The sequence below is a fragment of the Vreelandella arctica genome, from assembly GCF_037070215.1.
In the GTDB taxonomy this organism is placed as follows: Bacteria; Pseudomonadota; Gammaproteobacteria; order Pseudomonadales; family Halomonadaceae; genus Vreelandella; species Vreelandella arctica.
Window position 1 is genome coordinate 1 of record NZ_JBANSN010000006.1, and the last position, 18,208, is coordinate 18,208.

At 56.4% G+C, this 18,208-nt stretch carries 17 protein-coding genes; 12 read left to right on the top strand and 5 right to left on the bottom strand.

Going from position 1 to position 18,208, the window contains the following annotated elements; genetic code table 11:
• Positions 1-384: 384 nt before the first annotated feature.
• Positions 385-1,584 carry a tyrosine--tRNA ligase gene (tyrS, locus tag V8L70_RS06845; RefSeq protein ID WP_101145672.1) on the bottom strand — a complete coding sequence of 400 codons (1,200 nt, stop codon included), beginning with the start codon at positions 1,582-1,584 and terminating at the stop codon, positions 385-387.
• A gap of 145 nt (positions 1,585-1,729) precedes the next feature.
• Here tyrS and V8L70_RS06850 point away from each other — a divergent pair, with 145 nt between their 5' ends.
• Positions 1,730-2,869: an anhydro-N-acetylmuramic acid kinase gene (locus V8L70_RS06850; RefSeq protein WP_101145673.1), complete on the top strand. Its 1,140-nt coding sequence runs from the start codon at positions 1,730-1,732 to the stop codon at positions 2,867-2,869.
• A 21-nt stretch (positions 2,870-2,890) separates the two neighbouring features.
• Here V8L70_RS06850 and V8L70_RS06855 read toward each other — a convergent pair whose 3' ends face one another.
• Positions 2,891-4,066, bottom strand: a complete 1,176-nt coding sequence (locus V8L70_RS06855; RefSeq protein WP_101145674.1) for a PilT/PilU family type 4a pilus ATPase — start codon at positions 4,064-4,066, stop codon at positions 2,891-2,893.
• Entirely contained in the window at positions 4,059-5,102 is a 1,044-nt protein-coding gene (locus V8L70_RS06860) for a type IV pilus twitching motility protein PilT (RefSeq protein ID WP_101145675.1), read from the bottom strand. Before V8L70_RS06860 ends, V8L70_RS06855 begins: the two co-directional genes overlap by 8 nt.
• Before the next feature lie 32 nt (positions 5,103-5,134).
• On the opposite strand from V8L70_RS06860, the gene V8L70_RS06865 reads away from it, so the two are divergent.
• The 6 genes from V8L70_RS06865 (at position 5,135) to V8L70_RS06890 (ending at position 9,728) form a co-directional block, all read left to right on the top strand.
• Positions 5,135-5,851, top strand: a complete 717-nt coding sequence (locus V8L70_RS06865) for a YggS family pyridoxal phosphate-dependent enzyme (protein ID WP_101145676.1) — start codon at positions 5,135-5,137, stop codon at positions 5,849-5,851.
• A 54-nt stretch (positions 5,852-5,905) separates the two neighbouring features.
• Positions 5,906-6,730 carry a pyrroline-5-carboxylate reductase gene (gene proC, locus V8L70_RS06870; protein WP_101145677.1) on the top strand — a complete coding sequence of 275 codons (825 nt, stop codon included), beginning with the start codon at positions 5,906-5,908 and terminating at the stop codon, positions 6,728-6,730.
• A gap of 56 nt (positions 6,731-6,786) precedes the next feature.
• The gene (locus tag V8L70_RS06875; protein ID WP_101145678.1) at positions 6,787-7,368 is read left to right on the top strand and encodes a YggT family protein; all 582 of its coding nucleotides are present in this window, start codon (positions 6,787-6,789) and stop codon (positions 7,366-7,368) included.
• A 69-nt stretch (positions 7,369-7,437) separates the two neighbouring features.
• Positions 7,438-8,634 carry a homoserine O-succinyltransferase MetX gene (gene metX, locus V8L70_RS06880; RefSeq protein ID WP_101145679.1) on the top strand — a complete coding sequence of 399 codons (1,197 nt, stop codon included), beginning with the start codon at positions 7,438-7,440 and terminating at the stop codon, positions 8,632-8,634.
• Entirely contained in the window at positions 8,634-9,227 is a 594-nt protein-coding gene (gene metW, locus V8L70_RS06885) for a methionine biosynthesis protein MetW (protein WP_101145727.1), read from the top strand. The genes metX and metW overlap by 1 nt, the downstream gene beginning before the upstream one ends.
• Positions 9,228-9,266: 39 nt before the next feature.
• Positions 9,267-9,728 carry a DUF4426 domain-containing protein gene (locus tag V8L70_RS06890; RefSeq protein WP_101145680.1) on the top strand — a complete coding sequence of 154 codons (462 nt, stop codon included), beginning with the start codon at positions 9,267-9,269 and terminating at the stop codon, positions 9,726-9,728.
• Here V8L70_RS06890 and sfsA read toward each other — a convergent pair.
• Positions 9,700-10,452, bottom strand: coding sequence for a DNA/RNA nuclease SfsA (sfsA, locus tag V8L70_RS06895; protein ID WP_198556005.1), 753 nt, complete (start codon positions 10,450-10,452; stop codon positions 9,700-9,702). The genes V8L70_RS06890 and sfsA overlap by 29 nt on opposite strands.
• On the bottom strand, positions 10,452-11,612 hold the full coding sequence (locus V8L70_RS06900; RefSeq protein WP_101145682.1) for an aminotransferase class I/II-fold pyridoxal phosphate-dependent enzyme: 1,161 nt from the start codon (positions 11,610-11,612) through the stop codon (positions 10,452-10,454). Before V8L70_RS06900 ends, sfsA begins: the two co-directional genes overlap by 1 nt.
• Positions 11,613-11,827: 215 nt before the next feature.
• Here V8L70_RS06900 and dksA point away from each other — a divergent pair, with 215 nt between their 5' ends.
• From dksA to V8L70_RS06925, 5 genes are all read left to right on the top strand, one after another.
• Positions 11,828-12,265: an RNA polymerase-binding protein DksA gene (dksA, locus tag V8L70_RS06905; RefSeq protein WP_008958813.1), complete on the top strand. Its 438-nt coding sequence runs from the start codon at positions 11,828-11,830 to the stop codon at positions 12,263-12,265.
• 99 nt (positions 12,266-12,364) lie between these two features.
• The gene (gene gluQRS, locus V8L70_RS06910) at positions 12,365-13,276 is read left to right on the top strand and encodes a tRNA glutamyl-Q(34) synthetase GluQRS (protein ID WP_101145728.1); all 912 of its coding nucleotides are present in this window, start codon (positions 12,365-12,367) and stop codon (positions 13,274-13,276) included.
• A gap of 1 nt (position 13,277) precedes the next feature.
• Entirely contained in the window at positions 13,278-13,454 is a 177-nt protein-coding gene (locus V8L70_RS06915; protein ID WP_198556006.1) for a hypothetical protein, read from the top strand.
• Between the two features lies 1 nt (position 13,455).
• Entirely contained in the window at positions 13,456-16,404 is a 2,949-nt protein-coding gene (locus V8L70_RS06920) for an ATP-binding protein (protein ID WP_101145729.1), read from the top strand.
• Positions 16,382-17,770 (top strand): sigma-54-dependent transcriptional regulator, encoded by a 1,389-nt coding sequence (locus V8L70_RS06925; protein ID WP_101145683.1) that lies wholly within the window; start codon positions 16,382-16,384, stop codon positions 17,768-17,770. Before V8L70_RS06920 ends, V8L70_RS06925 begins: the two co-directional genes overlap by 23 nt.
• Positions 17,771-18,208: the final 438 nt, after the last annotated feature.

Below are 18,208 nucleotides of genomic sequence, written 5' to 3' on the forward strand. Positions count from 1 at the left end.
CAAGGTTCAAACGAATTCATTTCAATTTACATTGTCATGACCGCTTGCCTTGATATTTGGTGATTTGTCACCAACGTCAGCAAGCGCCCACATGAATTACCTGATCAAATTGTTAAAGAGCGGTTTCGCTGTGTTTGACTGGCGAGCCGTTGAACTGGCTTGCCGCAGCGAGGAAGGCGTATTCTACGCACTTCCTGGTGGTTGTCAACCGCTGTGTTTAGCGACTGAAGCGAGCGATAAAAAATGCGCTAACTTCCTGACAAACCAAGGCTTTTACACCTCATTCACCGCTGGCAACGCTAGGCGTCCCCGGCAGCGGATGCGTACTATACGATCTCACTGACGGGTTGGCAATGGGGTTGTTGAAAAATAAGCACAGAAAGTTCAAATAAGTGTCACACGTGCGTAACGTTTCTTACCCGCCTGAATCACATAGCTCTTACCTGTTGCCAGCATGGTGTCTTTGGCAACGACGTCGCCGTCGACTTTAACCCGGCCATTACCCAGCATATCTTTGGCTTGGGCGCTGTTGTTCGCAAGCTCTGCTCTATTAAGCACTGCCGCAATGGGCGCTTGCTCACTGCCTTCGAAATCGACCGTGACTTCCGGCAGATCTTCTGGGAGTTCGCCATCAGCCAGCTGATTACCCGCAGACTTGTGCGCATTGGCTGCTGCTTCATCGCCGTGGTAACGGACAATCAGCTCTCGCGCCAGCTCCATTTTGATATCCCGCGGGTTCGCGCCCTGCTCAACGCTCTGCTTAAGCGCGTCGATCTCTTCGTTCGATTTCAAAGAGAGCAACTCAAAGTAGCGCCACATTAAGCTATCCGGCATGGAGACCAGTTTGTTGAACATCGAACCCGGCGCTTCATCGACACCAATGTAGTTGCCCAAGGACTTCGACATCTTCTGTACGCCGTCTAACCCTTCCAGCAGCGGCATGGTAATGACCACCTGGGGTTCCTGGCCGAAGTGCTTTTGAATTTCGCGCCCCATTAGCAGGTTGAACTTCTGGTCGGTGCCGCCCAGCTCCACGTCCGCCTCAAGTGCTACCGAGTCGTAGCCTTGTACCAGCGGGTAGAGAAATTCGTGAATAGCAATGGACTGATTGGCTTTATAGCGCTTTTCAAAGTCGTCCCGTTCCAGCATACGGGCAACGGTGCTTTGGGCGGCTAACTCGATCATTTTGGCGGCGGTGAGCTCGCTAAACCACTCGGCGTTAAAACGTACCTCGGTCTTTTCAGGATCGAGGATTTTAAACACCTGCTCTTTGTAAGTTTCGGCGTTGGCTTTCACGTCCTCTTCGGTGAGCGGTTTGCGCGTCACGTTCTTACCGGTGGGGTCACCAATACGACCGGTGAAATCGCCGATCAAAAAGATAACCGTGTGGCCTAAGTCTTGAAACTGGCGCATTTTGGTTAATAACACGCTGTGTCCCAGGTGCAGGTCAGGGGCCGTGGGATCAAAACCCGCTTTAATACGCAGTTTGCGGCCGGAGGCCAGCTTCTTTTTTAACTCATCCTCTACCAGGATTTCATGCGTACCGCGCGATAACAGCGCTAAAGCCTGATCCACCTCACTCATTGCCTCTCTCCACTATAACGAACCGCCCATACCGGGCTCAGGTGATAAATAACCGACGATGTTACCATGCTCGCTCGCCTTGGTTGAGCCTTGGTTTAGCGCTGACCCTGGTTTAGCCTCAGCCCCGCTTTGTACGAGTTTGCTTATGAAAACGCCTAACGCTTCGCCGCTTTACTATATTGGCCTGATGTCCGGCACTAGTCTGGACGGTATTGATGCGGCACTTATCGCTATTGAAAATGAATCGCCGCCGCGCCTATTGGCCACCCATGCCGAACCCATGCCAGATGAGCTACATCGCCGGCTGCTCACGCTGTGCCATGCAGAACAGGTGAGCTTTGCCCAGCTCGCAGCAGCGGAGCACGCGTTTTGCCAATGCCAAGCCCGCGCCGTACAACGCCTATTAGCCCCCCTTTCAGTGAGCGTAGAACAAATCAGCGCCATCGGTAGCCACGGCCAAACCATTGAACACGCCCCCACAGGCCACGACGGCGGCCCGAGCTATACCTTACAGCTGGACAACCCCAGCCTGTTGGCGGAACTCACAAGCTGCACGGTAGTAGCCGACTTCCGACGCCGCGACCTTGCTGCAGGGGGCCAGGCCGCCCCACTGGCACCGGCCTTTCATCAGGCGCTGTTTGGACGAGCAGATGCGCATCAATTAGTGCTTAACCTGGGCGGCTTTGCCAACCTCACCTGGCTTTCTAGCCAGCCGACCGATCCAGTGATCGGTTTTGATACCGGGCCCGCAAATGTGTTGCTGGATGGCTGGTTTGCCCTGCACCAGGGGGGCCGCTTTGATCAGAACGGAGATTGGGCCGCGAGCGGAGAAGTAGATCAGGCGCTGTTAGCTCGATTGTTATCCGAGCCGTTTTTCCAGCAGCCGCCGCCCAGAAGTACGGGACGAGAGCTATTTCATATGGATTGGCTACAAAAATATCTTAGCGGTCAGGAAGCCGCCGCCGACGTGCAGGCGACGTTAGCTGAACTTACGGCGGTCAGTGTCGCCCAGGGGATTGAACAACTGCGGACCGACGACGGCCCGCTCACGCTGATCACCGCTGGCGGCGGTGCTCACAACGGCTACTTAATGCAGCGCCTTGCCCATCACCTGCCTCGCGCCACGCTGACTTCGCCATCAGCGTATGGCTGGCCTGAAGACTGGATAGAAGCCGGCGCCTTTGCCTGGCTGGCTCATCAGCGATTGAATCATCTGCCTGGCAACTTGCCTTCGGTCACCGGTGCGCAGGGCCTGCGGGTGCTGGGTGGTATTTATGCTGCATAGTTTTTGCTGCGTTGCTAACACTTAGTAATCATCGCCATCGCGTAGGCTTAAATGACTCGGCACCTGCTCATCCAGCGAGAGGTTACGCGCTCTGGCGTCACTGACGTTGAGCAGCATGCGCAGGTCGTTAGCCGAGTCGGCATGGGCCATGGCCACCTCTCTGCTGATATGCCCCGCCTGATGCAGGTCATGCAGCGCCTGATCAAAGGTTTGCATGCCAGCATCGCGGGACTTGGCCATCGCTGCTTTAATCTCGGCGACTTCCCCTTTACGGATCAAGTCGGCAATGCGCGGCGACTGCAGCATGATCTCAATGGCTGCACGGCGCCCACCCGCAAGCGTGGGCAGCAGTTGCTGAGCAACGACCGCACGCAGATTCAACGAAAGATCCATCCATATCTGCTCATGGCGTTCATGAGGGAAGAAGTGAATGATGCGCTCTAGCGCCTGATTGGCGTTATTGGCATGTAGGGTGGCTAAACAGAGGTGGCCGGTTTCGGCGAAGGTGAGCGCGTGCTCCATGGTTTCCAGGGTGCGGATTTCACCAATCAGAATCACATCCGGCGCCTGACGCAGGGTATTTTTAAGCGCCACCTCAAACGACTCGGTATCAATCCCCACTTCCCGCTGATTCACAATCGCACGCTTGTGCGGGTGCAGGTACTCAATGGGGTCTTCGATGCTGATGATATGACCGCCGACGGTTTCGTTGCGCTGCTGAATCATCGCCGCCAGAGTCGTTGATTTGCCGGTTCCCGTACCGCCTACCACCAGTACCAGCCCGCGTTTGGCCTGAGCTAATTCAGCCAACTGCTCCGGCACGCCTAGCGCCTCCAGGCGAGGAATTTCAATCGCGATGCTGCGTACCACCATCGCCATCTGGTTGCGCTGCTGAAACGCGCTGACCCGAAAACGCCCTTTGCCCTCGCGACTCAGCGCGAAGTTCGCTTCATGCTCACTGGCAAACCGTTCGCGCAACCCTTCCGGCAGCGTGTGGGTGACCAGTTCGTTGACCTGATGGGCAGTTAAACGCTGCTGACCCAACGGCACCAGCCCATCAGGCATTTTCAGGCTTGGCGGCGCACCCACGGAGATGAGTAAATCGGAAGCGTTCTGCTCGACCATAATATCGAGTAGTTGATGCAGCCACTGGGTGGGCGAAAGTTGGGCATCTGGCACTCTATGCTCCTTATTCATCCTTCATCGACAGCGTTCCCTTCGCACTCAGCTGCGCCTCTTCCAAACTTACCACGCCCTCTTTCACTAACCGAGAAAGCGCGGCATCCAGGGTTTGCATGCCCAGGCTGCCGCCGGTTTGAATGGACGAATACATCTGCGCCACTTTGTCTTCGCGAATCAAGTTGCGTACTGCCGAAGTGGCGATGAGGATTTCATGCGCCGCCACACGTCCGCCTCCCTGGCGTTTAAGCAGTGATTGCGACACCACCGCCTGGAGCGATTCGGACAGCATCGAACGCACCATGGCTTTCTCTTCGCCGGGAAAGACATCAATGATGCGGTCAACGGTTTTAGCTGCCGACGTGGTGTGTAGCGTGCCCAGTACCAAGTGCCCCGTCTCGGCAGCGGTCAGTGCCAGGCGGATAGTTTCAAGATCACGCAGCTCACCGACTAGAATGACATCCGGGTCTTCACGCAGCGCGCTACGCAGCGCATCGGCAAAGCTATGGGTATCGCGGTGCACTTCGCGTTGATTAATCAAACAGCGCTTGCTGGCGTGAACAAACTCAACGGGATCTTCAATGGTGAGAATGTGCTCGTAACGATGATCGTTAATGTAATCGATCATCGCGGCCAGGGTGGTGCTTTTGCCCGAGCCCGTTGGCCCCGTCACCAGCACCAAGCCCCGCGGCAACATCGCCAAACGCTCAAATACTTCACCTAGCCCCAGGGTTTGCATGGAGAGTACTTGGTTGGGAATGGTGCGAAACACCGCTCCCGCCCCGCGCGCTTGAGTGAAAGCATTCACGCGAAAGCGCGCAACCCCCGGCACTTCAAAGGAAAAATCAATTTCCAGATGCTCTTCGTAGTCGCGCCGCTGTCGATCATTCATGATGTCGTAGATCAATTTGCGCACATCGTTATTATCGATAGCGGGCACATTGAGCCGACGAATGTCGCCATCAACACGTATCATGGGCGGCAAACCGGCCGAAAGGTGCAAGTCAGAGGCATTCTGCTTTGCCGAGAATGCTAGCAGTTCGGTAATATCCATCTCTCTTCCCAGCTGCGGTAAGGTGCTTGAGTATGACAGACATCGCGCTTAACGAGTCACTCGGCTCTTCATACGATCAGGCGCGTGAACGCCTGCGTAACGCATTAGTAGCCGCGGGACGCGCTCAAGATGCGGCCAGGTTGCTAGCGGTCAGCAAGACCAAGCCTGCGGCAATGATTCGCCAAGTTTGGCAGTTAGGCCAGCGTGAATTTGGTGAAAACTATTTGCAAGAAGCGCTAGAGAAGCAGGCTGAGCTTGCTGATCTTGACGACATTGTATGGCATTTCATTGGGCCGCTGCAGTCCAACAAGTCCCGCGCGGTCGCCGAGCACTTTGATTGGGTGCACAGCGTTGATCGTCTAAAAATTGCTAAGCGCCTCAGCGAACAGCGACCCACGCACCTAGCGCCACTGAATATCTGCCTGCAGGTTAATATCAGCCGCGAAGAGAGCAAAGCCGGTGTGCTGCCGGAAGAGCTAGAGGAGTTGGCCAAAGAAGTCGCCACACTGCCCAACCTGCACTTGCGCGGCTTAATGGCGATTCCCGCCCCGGCGCAAGGCGTAGATGCTCAGCGCCAGCCATTGGCAGCGCTGCGCGAGGCGTTAGCCTCCCTACAGAGCAGCTTGCCGAATGCCCCTCTTGATACACTTTCAATGGGCATGAGCGACGATTTAGAAGCGGCGGTACTGGAAGGTGCCACGCTGGTAAGGTTAGGCACCGCGATTTTCGGCGCTCGCCAATCGGCCTAGGCGTTCAGTCGCCTACCTTTACACTGAACATATTTTTACTTAAGGACACCTGGTATGGCGAATAAAATTACCTTCATTGGGGCTGGCAATATGGCCAGCGCCATTATCGGCGGCCTCATCGACAGCGGCGTCGCGCCTTCTACTATTACCGCCACCGCGCCGAATGACAGTGAACTGGCATCGATTAAACAACGCTTGGGCATCAATACCGACACCGACAACAATGCGGCGGTGGCTGAGGCCGATGTGGTGGTACTGGCGGTGAAGCCGCAAATCATGCGCACCGTATGCGAAGCGCTGCGCGACAGCGTTCAGCGCCAGCGGCCATTGGTTATCTCGATTGCTGCTGGCCTGGATGCCAGCACTATCGACCAGTGGCTAGGCGGCCAAAATGCCATGGTACGCTGCATGCCCAATACGCCTTCGCTGGTTGGCTACGGCGCCAGCGGCCTCTACGCCAATCCGAAAGTAAGCGATGAGCAGCGCGATGTGGCCACCCAGCTAATGGAAGCGGTCGGCATTGTCGAATGGGTGGAAGAGGAAGCCCTGTTAGATGCGGTGACCGCCGTTTCCGGCAGTGCCCCGGCCTATTTCTTTCTGATGTTTGAAGCCATGGAAGAAGCCGCGGTTAAACTCGGCCTGCCTGCCGCCACCGCGCGTCGCCTCGCTATTCAAACCGCACTGGGTGCCGCTACGATGGCGCAACAGAGTGATAAAGACCCGGCCACGCTGAAACAGAATGTAATGTCGCCGGGCGGCACCACTGAACGTGCCATTCAACACATGGAAGAGGCACAATTGCGCACCACGATTGCCGACGCCATGCAGGCATGTGCTGATCGCGCCCAGGCAATGGCCAAAGAATTGAGCGGCAAATAATACAGCCATTCGGCTAGCGCAGCCGTTAAGCTACGAATCATCAAGGAGACACACTAATGGGCAATGCAGGGTTAATGCTGATCAATACGCTGATAAATATTTATCTATTTTTACTCATGCTGCGCTTCCTGCTGCAGGCCTCGCGGGCGGATTACTACAACCCGTTAAGTCAGTCGGTGGTCAAAATCACCCAGCCGGTAGTAGGGCTATTTCAAGGCTTTTTAGGCCCCGTTGCGGGACGTTTTGATCTTGCTACCTTAGCGGCAGGCTTTGTATTGAAAGTGGCAAGCATCATCGCTATCAGTATGGTGGCTTATTCTGTCATGCCGCCCATTGCCGGGCTGCTGATTGCCGGTGTAGCGGCGTTGGCGAATGCTATTTTAAAAATCTACTTCTTCGCCCTAATTGTGATGATTATTTTGAGCTGGGTGGCGCCGAATGCCAGCCACCCTGGTGCGCTGCTCGTTATGCAGTTGGTGGAGCCGATTATGGCCCCGGTGCGCAAAGTGATCCCGTCGCTGGGCATGATCGACCTCTCGCCAATCGTGGTGTTTATCGCCATTAACCTGATTGATGGCTTGGTGGTCGGAGCTTTGATTCGCGCGTCAGGCTTTCCCAAGGCATTAATCGGATTTTAATGGCGATTGCCAACCCCGTATTCCAAGATCTAATTCAGTCGCACTCTTTCAGCAGGACTAGCGCCTTCAATGCCTGATTCAGACACTCTTGCCTTTGCAGACCGGCCGACGACATCCGTCGGCCTCGTCACTCCGCACGTAGCACGCTTCGACACGCCCCTCGCACTTGCGTGTGGCAAAGTACTGCCTGCCTATGAGCTGATTTACGAAACTTACGGCACGCTGAACGCTGAGCGTAGCAACGCCGTGCTGATTTGCCACGCACTTTCCGGCCACCACCACGCGGCGGGCTACCATAGCGAGGACGATCGCAAGCCCGGCTGGTGGGATGCCCATATTGGCCCCGGCAAAGCGATCGATACCAATCGCTTTTTTGTGGTCTCGCTGAATAACCTGGGCGGCTGCCACGGCAGCACCGGGCCGGTCAGTCACAACCCCGAGACCGGTCGCCAGTGGGGGCCGGAATTCCCCATGGTGACAGTGAGCGATTGGGTAGCCAGCCAAGCGCGGCTTGCCGACCAACTGGGCATTGAGCGCTGGGCTGCAGCCGTCGGTGGCAGCCTTGGTGGCATGCAAGTCATGCAGTGGACCATGACTTATCCAGAGCGGGTCGCCAATGCAGTGGTGATTGCCGCAACGCCACGGCTCTCGGCACAGAATATTGCCTTTAACGAAGTGGCTCGCCAAGCGATTCGCTCAGATCCAGAGTTTTTTGATGGCTGGTACGCTGAGCACGACACCGTCCCCAAACGAGGGCTTAAGCTGGCGCGCATGGTAGGCCATATCACCTATCTGTCAGAAGACGCCATGGGTAGCAAGTTTGGCCGCGACCTGCGCAGCGACGACCTTAATTTTGGCTTCGATGTGGAGTTTCAAGTGGAGTCCTATCTGCGTTATCAGGGCGACACATTTTCCACCGCTTTTGATGCCAACACCTACCTGCTGATGACCAAAGCACTGGACTACTTTGACCCAGCGGCCACTCAGGGCGGCGACCTTGCCCAGGCGCTGGCGCCAGCCCAGTGTCCATTTTTGATTGTTAGCTTTACCACCGACTGGCGCTTTCCACCCTCACGCTCGCGAGAGCTGGTCGATGCCCTCACCCGTGCAGGCAAGTCGGTGAGCTACGCCAACATTGAGTCGCCCCACGGGCACGATGCTTTCTTACTCTCAGAGCCACGCTACGACGCTATCGTCAGCGCCTTTATGAACCGCGCAGCCCGCGAGCTCAATCTACCTGAAACGGGCCCAGAGGAGACGCCATGATGCGCGCCGATCTTGAACTGATTTATGACTGGGTGCCTAAAGGGGCGCACGTGCTCGATCTTGCCTGCGGCGATGGGGAACTGTTGGAGTCCCTGGCACGCAATAAAGGCGTGACAGGCTATGGCCTGGAGATCGACCATGACGGTATTAATGCCTGCGTGGAACGTGGTGTGAGTGTGATTGAGCATAACCTGGACGACGGCTTAAGCAGCTTTTGCGACAACAGCTATGATCAAGTGATCATGACTCAGGCACTACAGGCGCTGCGCCGCCCCGATAAGATGCTGGATGAAATGCTACGGGTCGCCGAAGAGGGCATTATCACCTTCCCCAACTTCGCCTACTGGCGCCACCGTGTTCATTTAGGTCTGCGCGGCTATATGCCGGTCTCCAAGTCGCTGCCTCACGCCTGGTACGACACGCCCAACATCCACCTGTCGACATTCAATGACTTTGAGCATCTATGCCGTGAGAAGGGTCTGATGATTGTTGATCGCGCGGTGGGCGTCGGGGATCATCAAGGCCACTGGAAATCACGCTTATGGCCCAATCTGTTTGGTGAAATTGCCATTTTCCGCGTTCGCCGACGTTAGATTCTCATGGCGTTTAAACGTAACCCAAGGAGCCACGACATGTTCCGCAGATTAATGATCAGTGCCGCGCTTGTCGGCACGCTCTTCGCCACTCTTTTTGCCACGACGGCTGCCTACGCGGAACAGTTCGCCCGGGTGGGCGACTACGAGATTCACTACAGCGCGGTGAACAGCAGCTTTTTGACGCCTGAAGTAGCGCAAGCGAACAACCTCCAGCGCAGCGTCAACCGCGGTTTGGTCAATGTTAGCGTGCGTGAGCGCCAGGAGGATGGCAGTACTCGCGCCGTCAATGCCAGCGTTCAGGGTCACGTGAGCGGCTTAACCGGGGTTCAGGAATCCCTCAGCTTTCGCACCGTTCATGACGGCGATGCCACCTACCATCTGGCGCCTTTCACAATGCGTGAAGATGAAAGCATGCGCTTCGAGTTAAGCGTGCGCTACGACCGCAACGCCGCCCCCGAACCGGTGAACTTTATTCAGCGTTTTTATATTGATCGCTAAACCGCACCAGTAGTTGGCGGGTTAACCCTACGCCAGTGGGGCGCCCCTGCTCTCGCTCCACGACAATTCCATAGGCCAGCACTTCCACACCGCTGGCCGCGGCCTCCGACAGAGCCGCTGCGTACGTCGCATCAATATGCGCAGCGGCGGCGACGTCAGCAATGCCTTCGTGGGCAACACAAAACAGTAGCACTGCCCGTTCACCCTGCTCCGCCAGTAACCGCAGCGAATGCAGATGCTTGGTGCCGCGCACGCTTACCGAGTCCGGAAAGTAGCCGTGGCCATCCTCCTCTTTCAGGGTGACCTGCTTCACCTCAATATACGCCCGCCCCCGTTCTGGATCATCCAGTCTAAAATCGAGGCGGGCACCGGCTACTTTCACTTCCCGGCGCAAGGTGGCATAGCCTGCTAACGGCGCCAAAGCCCCCGCCTCCAGCGCCGCTTCAACAATGCGATTGGCCCGGCCGGTATGCACCGAGGCGAACGCCACCTGCCCATCAGCTTGCGGGAGTTCGATAAACTCCCAGGTCCAGGCCAACTTGCGCTTAGGGTTATCGCTAGGTGACAGCCACACTCGGCATCCTGGCACGTTCACTGCTTTCATCGAACCGGTATTGGGGCAGTGCGCAACCACCTCGCGGCCATCATCTAACAAAACATCGGCAAGAAATCGTTTATAGCGCTTGAGCAGTATGCCCGATACAAGCGCTGGATAGCCCAGCATCACAACCTGCCCACAAAGCGGGCAATCCGCGCCACTGCCTCTTCCAGGCGGGCCACATCATTGGTGAAGGCAATGCGCACATGGTGTTCGCCACCACGCACGGCAAAATCAATACCGGGGGTAATCGCCACGTTCTCTTCCAGCAGCAGGCGCTCACAGAAGGATTGGCTATCGCGGCTGTAGCGGGAGATATCCAGCCATAAATAGAACGCCCCTTGGGGCGGTAGATCCGGCGCCAGCCCTAAGCTCGCCAAGCCTCTCAATAGCACCTGACGGCGCTCTTTCAGAGTTTCACGGCGCTGTTCGAGAATCCCACGGCATTCCGGCGTAAAGGCTGCCAGCGCGGCATGCTGCGACGGCGTTGGCGCGGCAAGGAACATATTCTGCGCCAGTCGAGTTAATGGCTCTACCGCATGCTTGGGCGCCACCAGCCAGCCCAGGCGCCAGCCGGTCATGCCGAAATACTTTGAGAAGCTATTCACCACAAAAGCACTGTCTGAGAGCGACGTCGCCGAGAGCGGCGCATCGTCGTAGTTAAGGCCCTGATAAATCTCATCGACGATCACCTCGCCTTCGCGCTCGGCGACGGCCGCCAGAACTGCCGAAAGCTGTGGCGCGCTCAACGTATGGCCGGTGGGATTAGAGGGCGATGCCAGCATCGCCAGGCTCGTCTTCTCACGCCAATGCTGCGCCACCAAGGCTGCATCCAATTGCCAGCCACTATCACGCCCCACGGATACCGCATCGATTTCAGCGCCAGCTAACGCCATAAAGTGACGGTTGCAGGGGTAGTTAGGGTCGGCCATCAGCACCCGCGAGCCCGTTTCAACCAATAGCTGGCTCGCCAGCAGCAGTGCGCCTGATGCACCTGGCGTTACCAAAATACGCGCTGGATCTACCGTGGCGTTAAAGTGCTCAGCATAGTGCCCAGCAATTGCTTCACGCAGTGCGGGTAACCCTGCCGCGGGGGTATAACGAGTATGACCACTGGCCAGCGCCTGCTGCCCGGCGGCTATAATCGGCTCTGGGGTAGCAAAATCCGGCTCACCGACTTCTAAATGAATCACATCGTGGCCGACGGCTTCCCGCGCCTGGGCCATTTCCAGCAAATGCATGACCCGAAAAGGGGCAACGTGATCGACACGTGAATTCCAGGCCATAACGGCTCCTTCATCTAATCATTTTTGAAACTGAACAAATATTGAAAAGCTAACTAAAACATGGCGCTAGTCATATTCAAGATCAAACAATCGTAGAAAGCTCACCATTATGCTTGCAAACCAGCAATTTTTCAGCTAAACAAGCATCCCTTTGGCGTGAGATCGTGACATACGCTCATGGTCGATCAGTAGTCACATATGTAAGGGGCAGTCCCATGCCAGTAGCAGAAAAGAAAACGGAAGCGTCCAAGTCCTTCACCCCGTATGAGCCAGCGCCGGGTGAAGAGTATATGAACGAGCAGCAGCTAGCGCACTTCCGTCAGCTGCTGCTGGATTGGAAACAGGATCTCATGGAAGAGGTGGATCGTACCGTACGCCACCTGCAGGAAGATGCGAATAACTACGCCGACCCCGCCGACCGCGCTACCCAGGAAGAGGGCTTTAGCCTGGAACTGCGCACCCGGGATCGCGAGCGTAAGCTGCTCAAGAAAATTAACGAGACGTTGGATAACATCGATGATGACGATTACGGTTTCTGCGAAGCCTGCGGCGTTGAAATCGGCATCCGTCGTTTAGAAGCTCGCCCCACCGCTACGCTCTGTGTGGATTGCAAAACCTTGGCAGAACTGAAAGAAAAACAGCTTGGCGGCTGAGCACTAAAAGAACGTTCTATTCGAACGCGGGCACCTTAGGGTGCCCGTTTTTGTTAATGACTTTTTTGCATGACGAAAGCTTCCTACAACGACGCTACTATGAAAAATTCTGCTCGCTATCGTGGTCGCTTTGCGCCTACGCCCTCTGGCCCGCTGCACTTTGGCTCACTGGTCGCCGCCCTAGGCAGCTATCTAGATGCCCGCGCGTCCGATGGGCAGTGGCTGGTGCGTATTGAAGATATTGACCCACCCCGATGCCCTGAAGGTGCGGCGAGCACCATTTTGCGCCAGCTGGAAACCTTTGGTCTGGAGTGGGACGAGGAGGTCATGTGGCAGCACACCCGTGGCGATGCTTATCAACACGCTTTAGATCGACTGATACAGCTAGATCTTGCCTACCCTTGCAGTTGTTCGCGTAAGCAGTGGCAGGCGTTTGATATCTACCCTGGCTGGTGCCGCAATGGCGTTTGCGATGCGAAGAAACCGGTGGCCTGGCGGCTGCGCAGCGACCTTGGCGAGCGCCCTATCCTTTGGCAAGACCGGCTGTTCGGCGAACAGCAGTTTGACCCCGCTGAACTGGGCGATGTGGTATTAAAGCGTAAAGATGGCCTATGGGCATATCAGCTCGCCGTCGTAGTGGATGACGCCGAGCAGCAGATTACCGATGTGGTACGCGGGCTCGATTTGCTCGACAACACCCCTTGGCAGCGCCAACTACAGAACGCGCTTCAACTGCCGCAGCCGCGCTACCTACACTTACCGCTCATCGTCACTGCTGAAGGACAAAAGCTCTCAAAGCAAAACCTGGCCCCGGCCCTGGCAGAAGACGAGCAGGAAGTGCGCCAGCAGCTCTTTCAAGCGTTGGAAGCGCTTGATCAAACACCACCCCAGGAACTTGCCTCCGAGCCCCCGGCGACTCAGTTACACTGGGCGGTAGCAAACTGGTCATTGGCACGGCTACGGCCTACGGCACACCGCCTAACTCCCTCTTTACGTTCAGCAGGAGATTGATATGTATGTCTATCGCATCATGCTGTTTTTGGTGTTTGGCGGCTACCTGCTCTCGCCACTGCTGATGAATGGCTGGAGTGACCCTGACTCTGCCTGGTACCGGCCATTTGCGATATGGGGCGGCTTGATTGCGTTAACGCTCTGGCTGGAGCAGAAGAGGAAGCTTGATGAACGTTGAGATGCACGTTGAGATAGTCGGCGTCTTATTGCTTGGGCTGGGCTATCTGGCGCTGCTGTTTGGCTGCGGTTTTGCGGTAGAGCGTGGCTGGGTGCCAGTGCATATTACTCGCCACCCCATTGTTTACACCCTTGCCCTGGGCGTTTATGCCAGTGCCTGGGCAATCTACGGCAGCGTGGAGATGGCTGCCAACGCGGGTTTTGGCTACCTTGCCTACTACCTGGGCGCGGCGGGTGCTTTTTTGCTGGCGCCCGTACTGCTGGTGCCGATCCAGCGCATCACCCGTACCTATCAATTAACGTCGCTGGCAGACCTGTTTGCCTTTCGCTTTCGCTCGCGGTGGGCGGGCACGCTGGTCACTCTTGTTAGTCTACTGGCGGTGCTGCCGCTACTGGGTATTCAAGTAAAAACCCTGAGCGAAGCCGTCAATATCATTACCGCTAGCCAAGCGGGCAGCAGCGTGGCCCTGCTTTTTTGCGCGGTTATTGCTGCCTTTGCGGTCATTTTCGGTGCCCGCCGTAGCCAGTCTCATGGGCGCCACGACACGCTGCTTAGCGCCATTGCGTTTGAATCTATCGTCAAGCTGCTGACCATGCTAGGACTCGGAGCGGTGGCACTATGGGTGGTGTTTGACGGCCCGGGTGATCTTCAGCTGTGGTTGGAAGGCCCCGGCGCAGCACTGCAACAGCAGACCCCTAAGTTTGACCCCGCCCAATGGCGTACCCTGCTGCTGCTGTTCTTCGCCGCTGCGTTTATGATGCCGCACCTGTTTCATATCAGCTTTGCGGAAAGCCTGTCGCGGCATACTTTGCTCCAAGCAAGTTGGGCGCTGCCGCTTTTTTTACTGCTAATGGCGCTGCCTGTGCCAGTGATCTGGTGGGCCGCTCAGTCAGTTAATCCTGACATACCCATCGCTGCCTATGCCGCTTACCTGATGACCGAACACTGGTGGGTGGGCGCGCTGGCATTTATCGGCGGACTAGCCGCTGCCAGTGGCACCATGATTATGATTGCGCTGGCGCTCTCCGGCATGGTGTTGAATCACATTGTGCTGGTGGCAAGACCGCCTGAAGCACGTAGTGACCTCTATGGTTGGCTACTATGGCTGCGACGTGGCTTAGTCGTTGCGGTGATTATCGGTGGCTGGCTGTTTTATCAGTGGGTAGGCCGCTACCACGGCTTAATTGGCCTGGGACTGGCGGCCTTTGTAGGCATGGCCCAGTGTCTGCCCGGCATGCTAGCGCTACTTTATTGGCCTGGCGCTAACCGTAAAGGCATGATTGTTGGCTTGGTCGCAGGCGTCAGTATCTGGCTGTGGGGGTTATGGCTGCCGCTTATACTTTCACTGCCTCCGCCAGTGCTGCTCTTCACGCCGTTCACGGCTGCCGATGCGCCACTGTGGTACAACGTCACGCTGGTATCGCTCGCCGTCAATATTTTGCTGCTGATTGTGATCTCGCTATTTACGCGTATCTCCGAAGGAGAACAATCCGCCGCGGAGGCGTGCTCGGTTGACGCGGTGATCCGCTCCAAACGCTTCCCATTAGAAGCCGCCACCGCTAGCGACTTTTCCACCCACTTAGCCCAAGCACTTGGCGATGAAGCCGCCAGCCGTGAAGTCGCCCGCGCCTTGAAAGCGCTCAACTTAACCCCTCAAGAGCGCCGCCCCTACGCGCTGCGTCGTTTACGCGACCGCATTCAGGCCAACCTCTCGGGCCTAATGGGGCCCTCGGTAGCGCGAGACATCGTCGACCGTTATCTGCCCTACCGTCACGACGACACTCCGGAAACCGATGACATTCACTTTGTCGAAAGCCGCCTGGAAGCCTACCGCTCGCGGCTGACAGGGTTAGCCCGCGAACTCGACGGCTTGCGCCGCCATCACCGCCAAACCCTGGCCTATTTACCGGTGGGGCTGTGCGTATTGGGCGATGATGATGAGCTGTTGATGTGGAACCAGGCGCTCTCGCAACTTTCAGGTATTAGCGGTGAAAGCGTGATCGGCTCACGCCGCGACAGCCTACCCGCACCGTGGCCAAGTTTGCTGGGCAGCGTGCTTGAGACAACATCAACGCCACTCTACAAACAGGCTGTCACGCTACACGGCAAGGACTACTTTCTGACCCTGCACAAAGCCATTCTCAGCGGCCACGACAGCCGTGGCGGTAGTGTGATTCTGATTGAAGACCATACCGAGATGAAGTGGCTGGAAGATGAGCTGGTGCATGCGGCGCGGCTCGCCTCAATCGGCCAATTGGCCGCCGGGGTCGCCCATGAAATCGGTAACCCCATTACCGGCATCTCGTCCTTGGCTCAGAACCTACGCTACGACACCGATGACCCCGCCCTGCTGGAAACAGCCGATCAGATCCAACAACTGACCCAACGTGTGACCAAAATCGTCAACTCACTGGTCGGCTTTGCACACGGCGGGCGCCAGGCGGTCCCGCTTCCTGCCTCGCCTGTGGCGCTTTCATCGATTAGTGAAGATGCGTTGCACTTGATCCACCTCGCCCGCTCGGGAGAGGATGTTACTTTAACCAATGATACGCCCGACGACTTGGTGGTTCGCGGCGATGCTCAGCGATTAACCCAGGTCATGGTCAATCTACTCAGCAACGCCCGGGATGCCTGTGGCCAAGGCGGGCAAGTGCACATTGACGCCGGGTGCGATGACCAGCTCGCCTGGTGGCGGATTACGGACAACGGCCAGGGGATTGATCCTCGGGTGCGCGATCACTTATTTGAGCCCTTTACTACCACTAAGCCAGCTGGCGAAGGCACCGGCCTGGGTCTTTCGTTGGCTTATCAAATTATCAATGAGCATCAGGGTAAAATAGACGTGGCCTCGCCACCGCCCGGACAGCCTCGCGGCACTGCCATTACGTTATGGCTGCCGCTTTACCAACAGGATAATCAGCCAGCTCATGCCAAGGATTCTGATTGTTGAAGATGAAGCGATTATTCGCAGCGCGCTAAAGCGACTACTGGAACGCCACGACTATACGGTCAGCGAAGCAGGCAGTGCTGAGGAGGCCTGCCAGCTTGAACTCACAGGGTTTGATCTCATCATCAGCGACTTGCGCTTACCGGGCGAGCCAGGCACTTCCTTGATTGCTGCTGCGGCGCCCGTGCCAGTACTGATCATGACCAGCTACGCCAGCATGCGCTCTGCAGTGGAGGCGCTCAAACTGGGCGCCGTGGACTACGTTGCTAAGCCGTTTGACCACGCCGAGCTACTGGAAACCGTTGAGCGGATCCTGCACAAGCAGTCAAACCAGCAGAGTCCGCCGCCGGATATCACTGACGCAGGTGGTGGACGACAAACCATGATCGGCAACTGCGTTGCCATGCAGCAGGTTTACACCCGCATTCGTAAAACCGCACCAGCGGATGTCACCGTCTTGATCCTAGGCGAGTCGGGCACCGGCAAAGAGCTCGTGGCACGTGCTATTCACCAACAAAGCAAGCGGGCCAAAGCGCCGCTCATCAGCGTGAACTGTGCGGCGATTCCCGAAACGCTGATTGAATCCGAACTGTTTGGGCACGAAAAAGGCGCCTTTACCGGCGCCAGCGCGGCGCGCACCGGCTTGGTGGAAGCCGCCGATGGCGGCACACTGTTCCTTGATGAGATTGGCGAGCTACCGCTGGATGCTCAGGCGCGTCTGTTACGCGTGCTGCAAGAGGGTGAAATCCGTAAAATTGGCTCGGTAGAAACCCGCCACGTTAACGTCCGCTTGATTGCCGCTACCCACCGGGACCTGCGCGCACTGTCAAAAACCGGCGAGTTCCGCCTCGACCTTTACTACCGCTTGAACGTGATGCAAATCGAGCTGCCGCCGCTACGTGAGCGTGAAGATGACGTGCTGGAGATCGCCGATATTCTGCTCGATAAGGCGTGTAAGCGTCACGAACGCACAGGGCTGCGCCTATCCCGTGCAGCCCGCCAAGACCTGCGTGATTACCCATGGCCGGGCAATGTACGAGAGCTGGAGAACGCCCTGGAACGTGGGGTGATTCTTGCGGAAGGACACTTGATACACCCGGATGACTTGGGCCTGGCGCCCATTACGGCTCGCCCTCATGCGCCATCCACTAACGCCTCGGCTACCGGTGGCAGCCCAGACAAAATTACTGAAGAGAATGAAGATGACCTCTCCTTAGAGGATTATTTTCAGCATTTTGTGCTCGAACATCAGGATCAAATGAGTGAAACCGAGCTGGCCCAAAAACTTGGTATCAGCCGGAAAAACCTTTGGGAACGGCGCCAGCGGCTTGGTATACCGCGTAAAAAAACCGCTCGTCGCCCAGGCTAAAGGCTTAGGTAACGGCTTCAATCATCCACCTAAGACTATCGTCTAATACACTGATTTAAATAAGAAATTATCCATTCGCGGCGACGCCGGTACTGTTACCTTCCCACACAACAACATGCACAAACGACCGCAAAAGGGGTAACACTTCTCGAGCTGCAAAGTTCCTCTTTATTATAAAAAACGCCAACCTTTTGAAATTTATAATTTATCCATTAGATGGCACACCGCCTGCAGTATTACTGGGTAAGAAAAACAAACTGGGCATAGCGGTAGGTCACCAACAAAAACAACACGACCTCGCCCTAACCTGAGCCAAAACAAAAACAACAGGGCCAGGTAGAGATAAAGGTACTAACAAGAACAATAGGCTTGAATCTCATTACTTGCTGGCGCAAGCAACACAGGCGCTGACAACAACAATAATGTAGTAAGTATCCC

Bases quoted from the DNA above. Each gene is read 5' to 3' on its own strand.
- metX (WP_101145679.1), top strand. From the start codon at position 7,438: ATGCCTGATTCAGACACTCTTGCCTTTGCAGACCGGCCGACGACATCC.
- V8L70_RS06860 (WP_101145675.1), bottom strand. From the start codon at position 5,102: ATGGATATTACCGAACTGCTAGCATTCTCGGCAAAGCAGAATGCCTCT.
- V8L70_RS06875 (WP_101145678.1), top strand. From the start codon at position 6,787: ATGGGCAATGCAGGGTTAATGCTGATCAATACGCTGATAAATATTTAT.
- V8L70_RS06920 (WP_101145729.1), top strand. From the start codon at position 13,456: ATGCACGTTGAGATAGTCGGCGTCTTATTGCTTGGGCTGGGCTATCTG.
- V8L70_RS06890 (WP_101145680.1), top strand. From the start codon at position 9,267: ATGTTCCGCAGATTAATGATCAGTGCCGCGCTTGTCGGCACGCTCTTC.
- dksA (WP_008958813.1), top strand. From the start codon at position 11,828: ATGCCAGTAGCAGAAAAGAAAACGGAAGCGTCCAAGTCCTTCACCCCG.
- V8L70_RS06925 (WP_101145683.1), top strand. From the start codon at position 16,382: ATGCCAAGGATTCTGATTGTTGAAGATGAAGCGATTATTCGCAGCGCG.
- V8L70_RS06900 (WP_101145682.1), bottom strand. From the start codon at position 11,612: ATGGCCTGGAATTCACGTGTCGATCACGTTGCCCCTTTTCGGGTCATG.
- gluQRS (WP_101145728.1), top strand. From the start codon at position 12,365: ATGAAAAATTCTGCTCGCTATCGTGGTCGCTTTGCGCCTACGCCCTCT.
- V8L70_RS06855 (WP_101145674.1), bottom strand. From the start codon at position 4,066: ATGAATAAGGAGCATAGAGTGCCAGATGCCCAACTTTCGCCCACCCAG.
- V8L70_RS06850 (WP_101145673.1), top strand. From the start codon at position 1,730: ATGAAAACGCCTAACGCTTCGCCGCTTTACTATATTGGCCTGATGTCC.
- V8L70_RS06915 (WP_198556006.1), top strand. From the start codon at position 13,278: ATGTATGTCTATCGCATCATGCTGTTTTTGGTGTTTGGCGGCTACCTG.
- proC (WP_101145677.1), top strand. From the start codon at position 5,906: ATGGCGAATAAAATTACCTTCATTGGGGCTGGCAATATGGCCAGCGCC.
- metW (WP_101145727.1), top strand. From the start codon at position 8,634: ATGCGCGCCGATCTTGAACTGATTTATGACTGGGTGCCTAAAGGGGCG.
- sfsA (WP_198556005.1), bottom strand. From the start codon at position 10,452: ATGCTGGGCTATCCAGCGCTTGTATCGGGCATACTGCTCAAGCGCTAT.
- tyrS (WP_101145672.1), bottom strand. From the start codon at position 1,584: ATGAGTGAGGTGGATCAGGCTTTAGCGCTGTTATCGCGCGGTACGCAT.
- V8L70_RS06865 (WP_101145676.1), top strand. From the start codon at position 5,135: ATGACAGACATCGCGCTTAACGAGTCACTCGGCTCTTCATACGATCAG.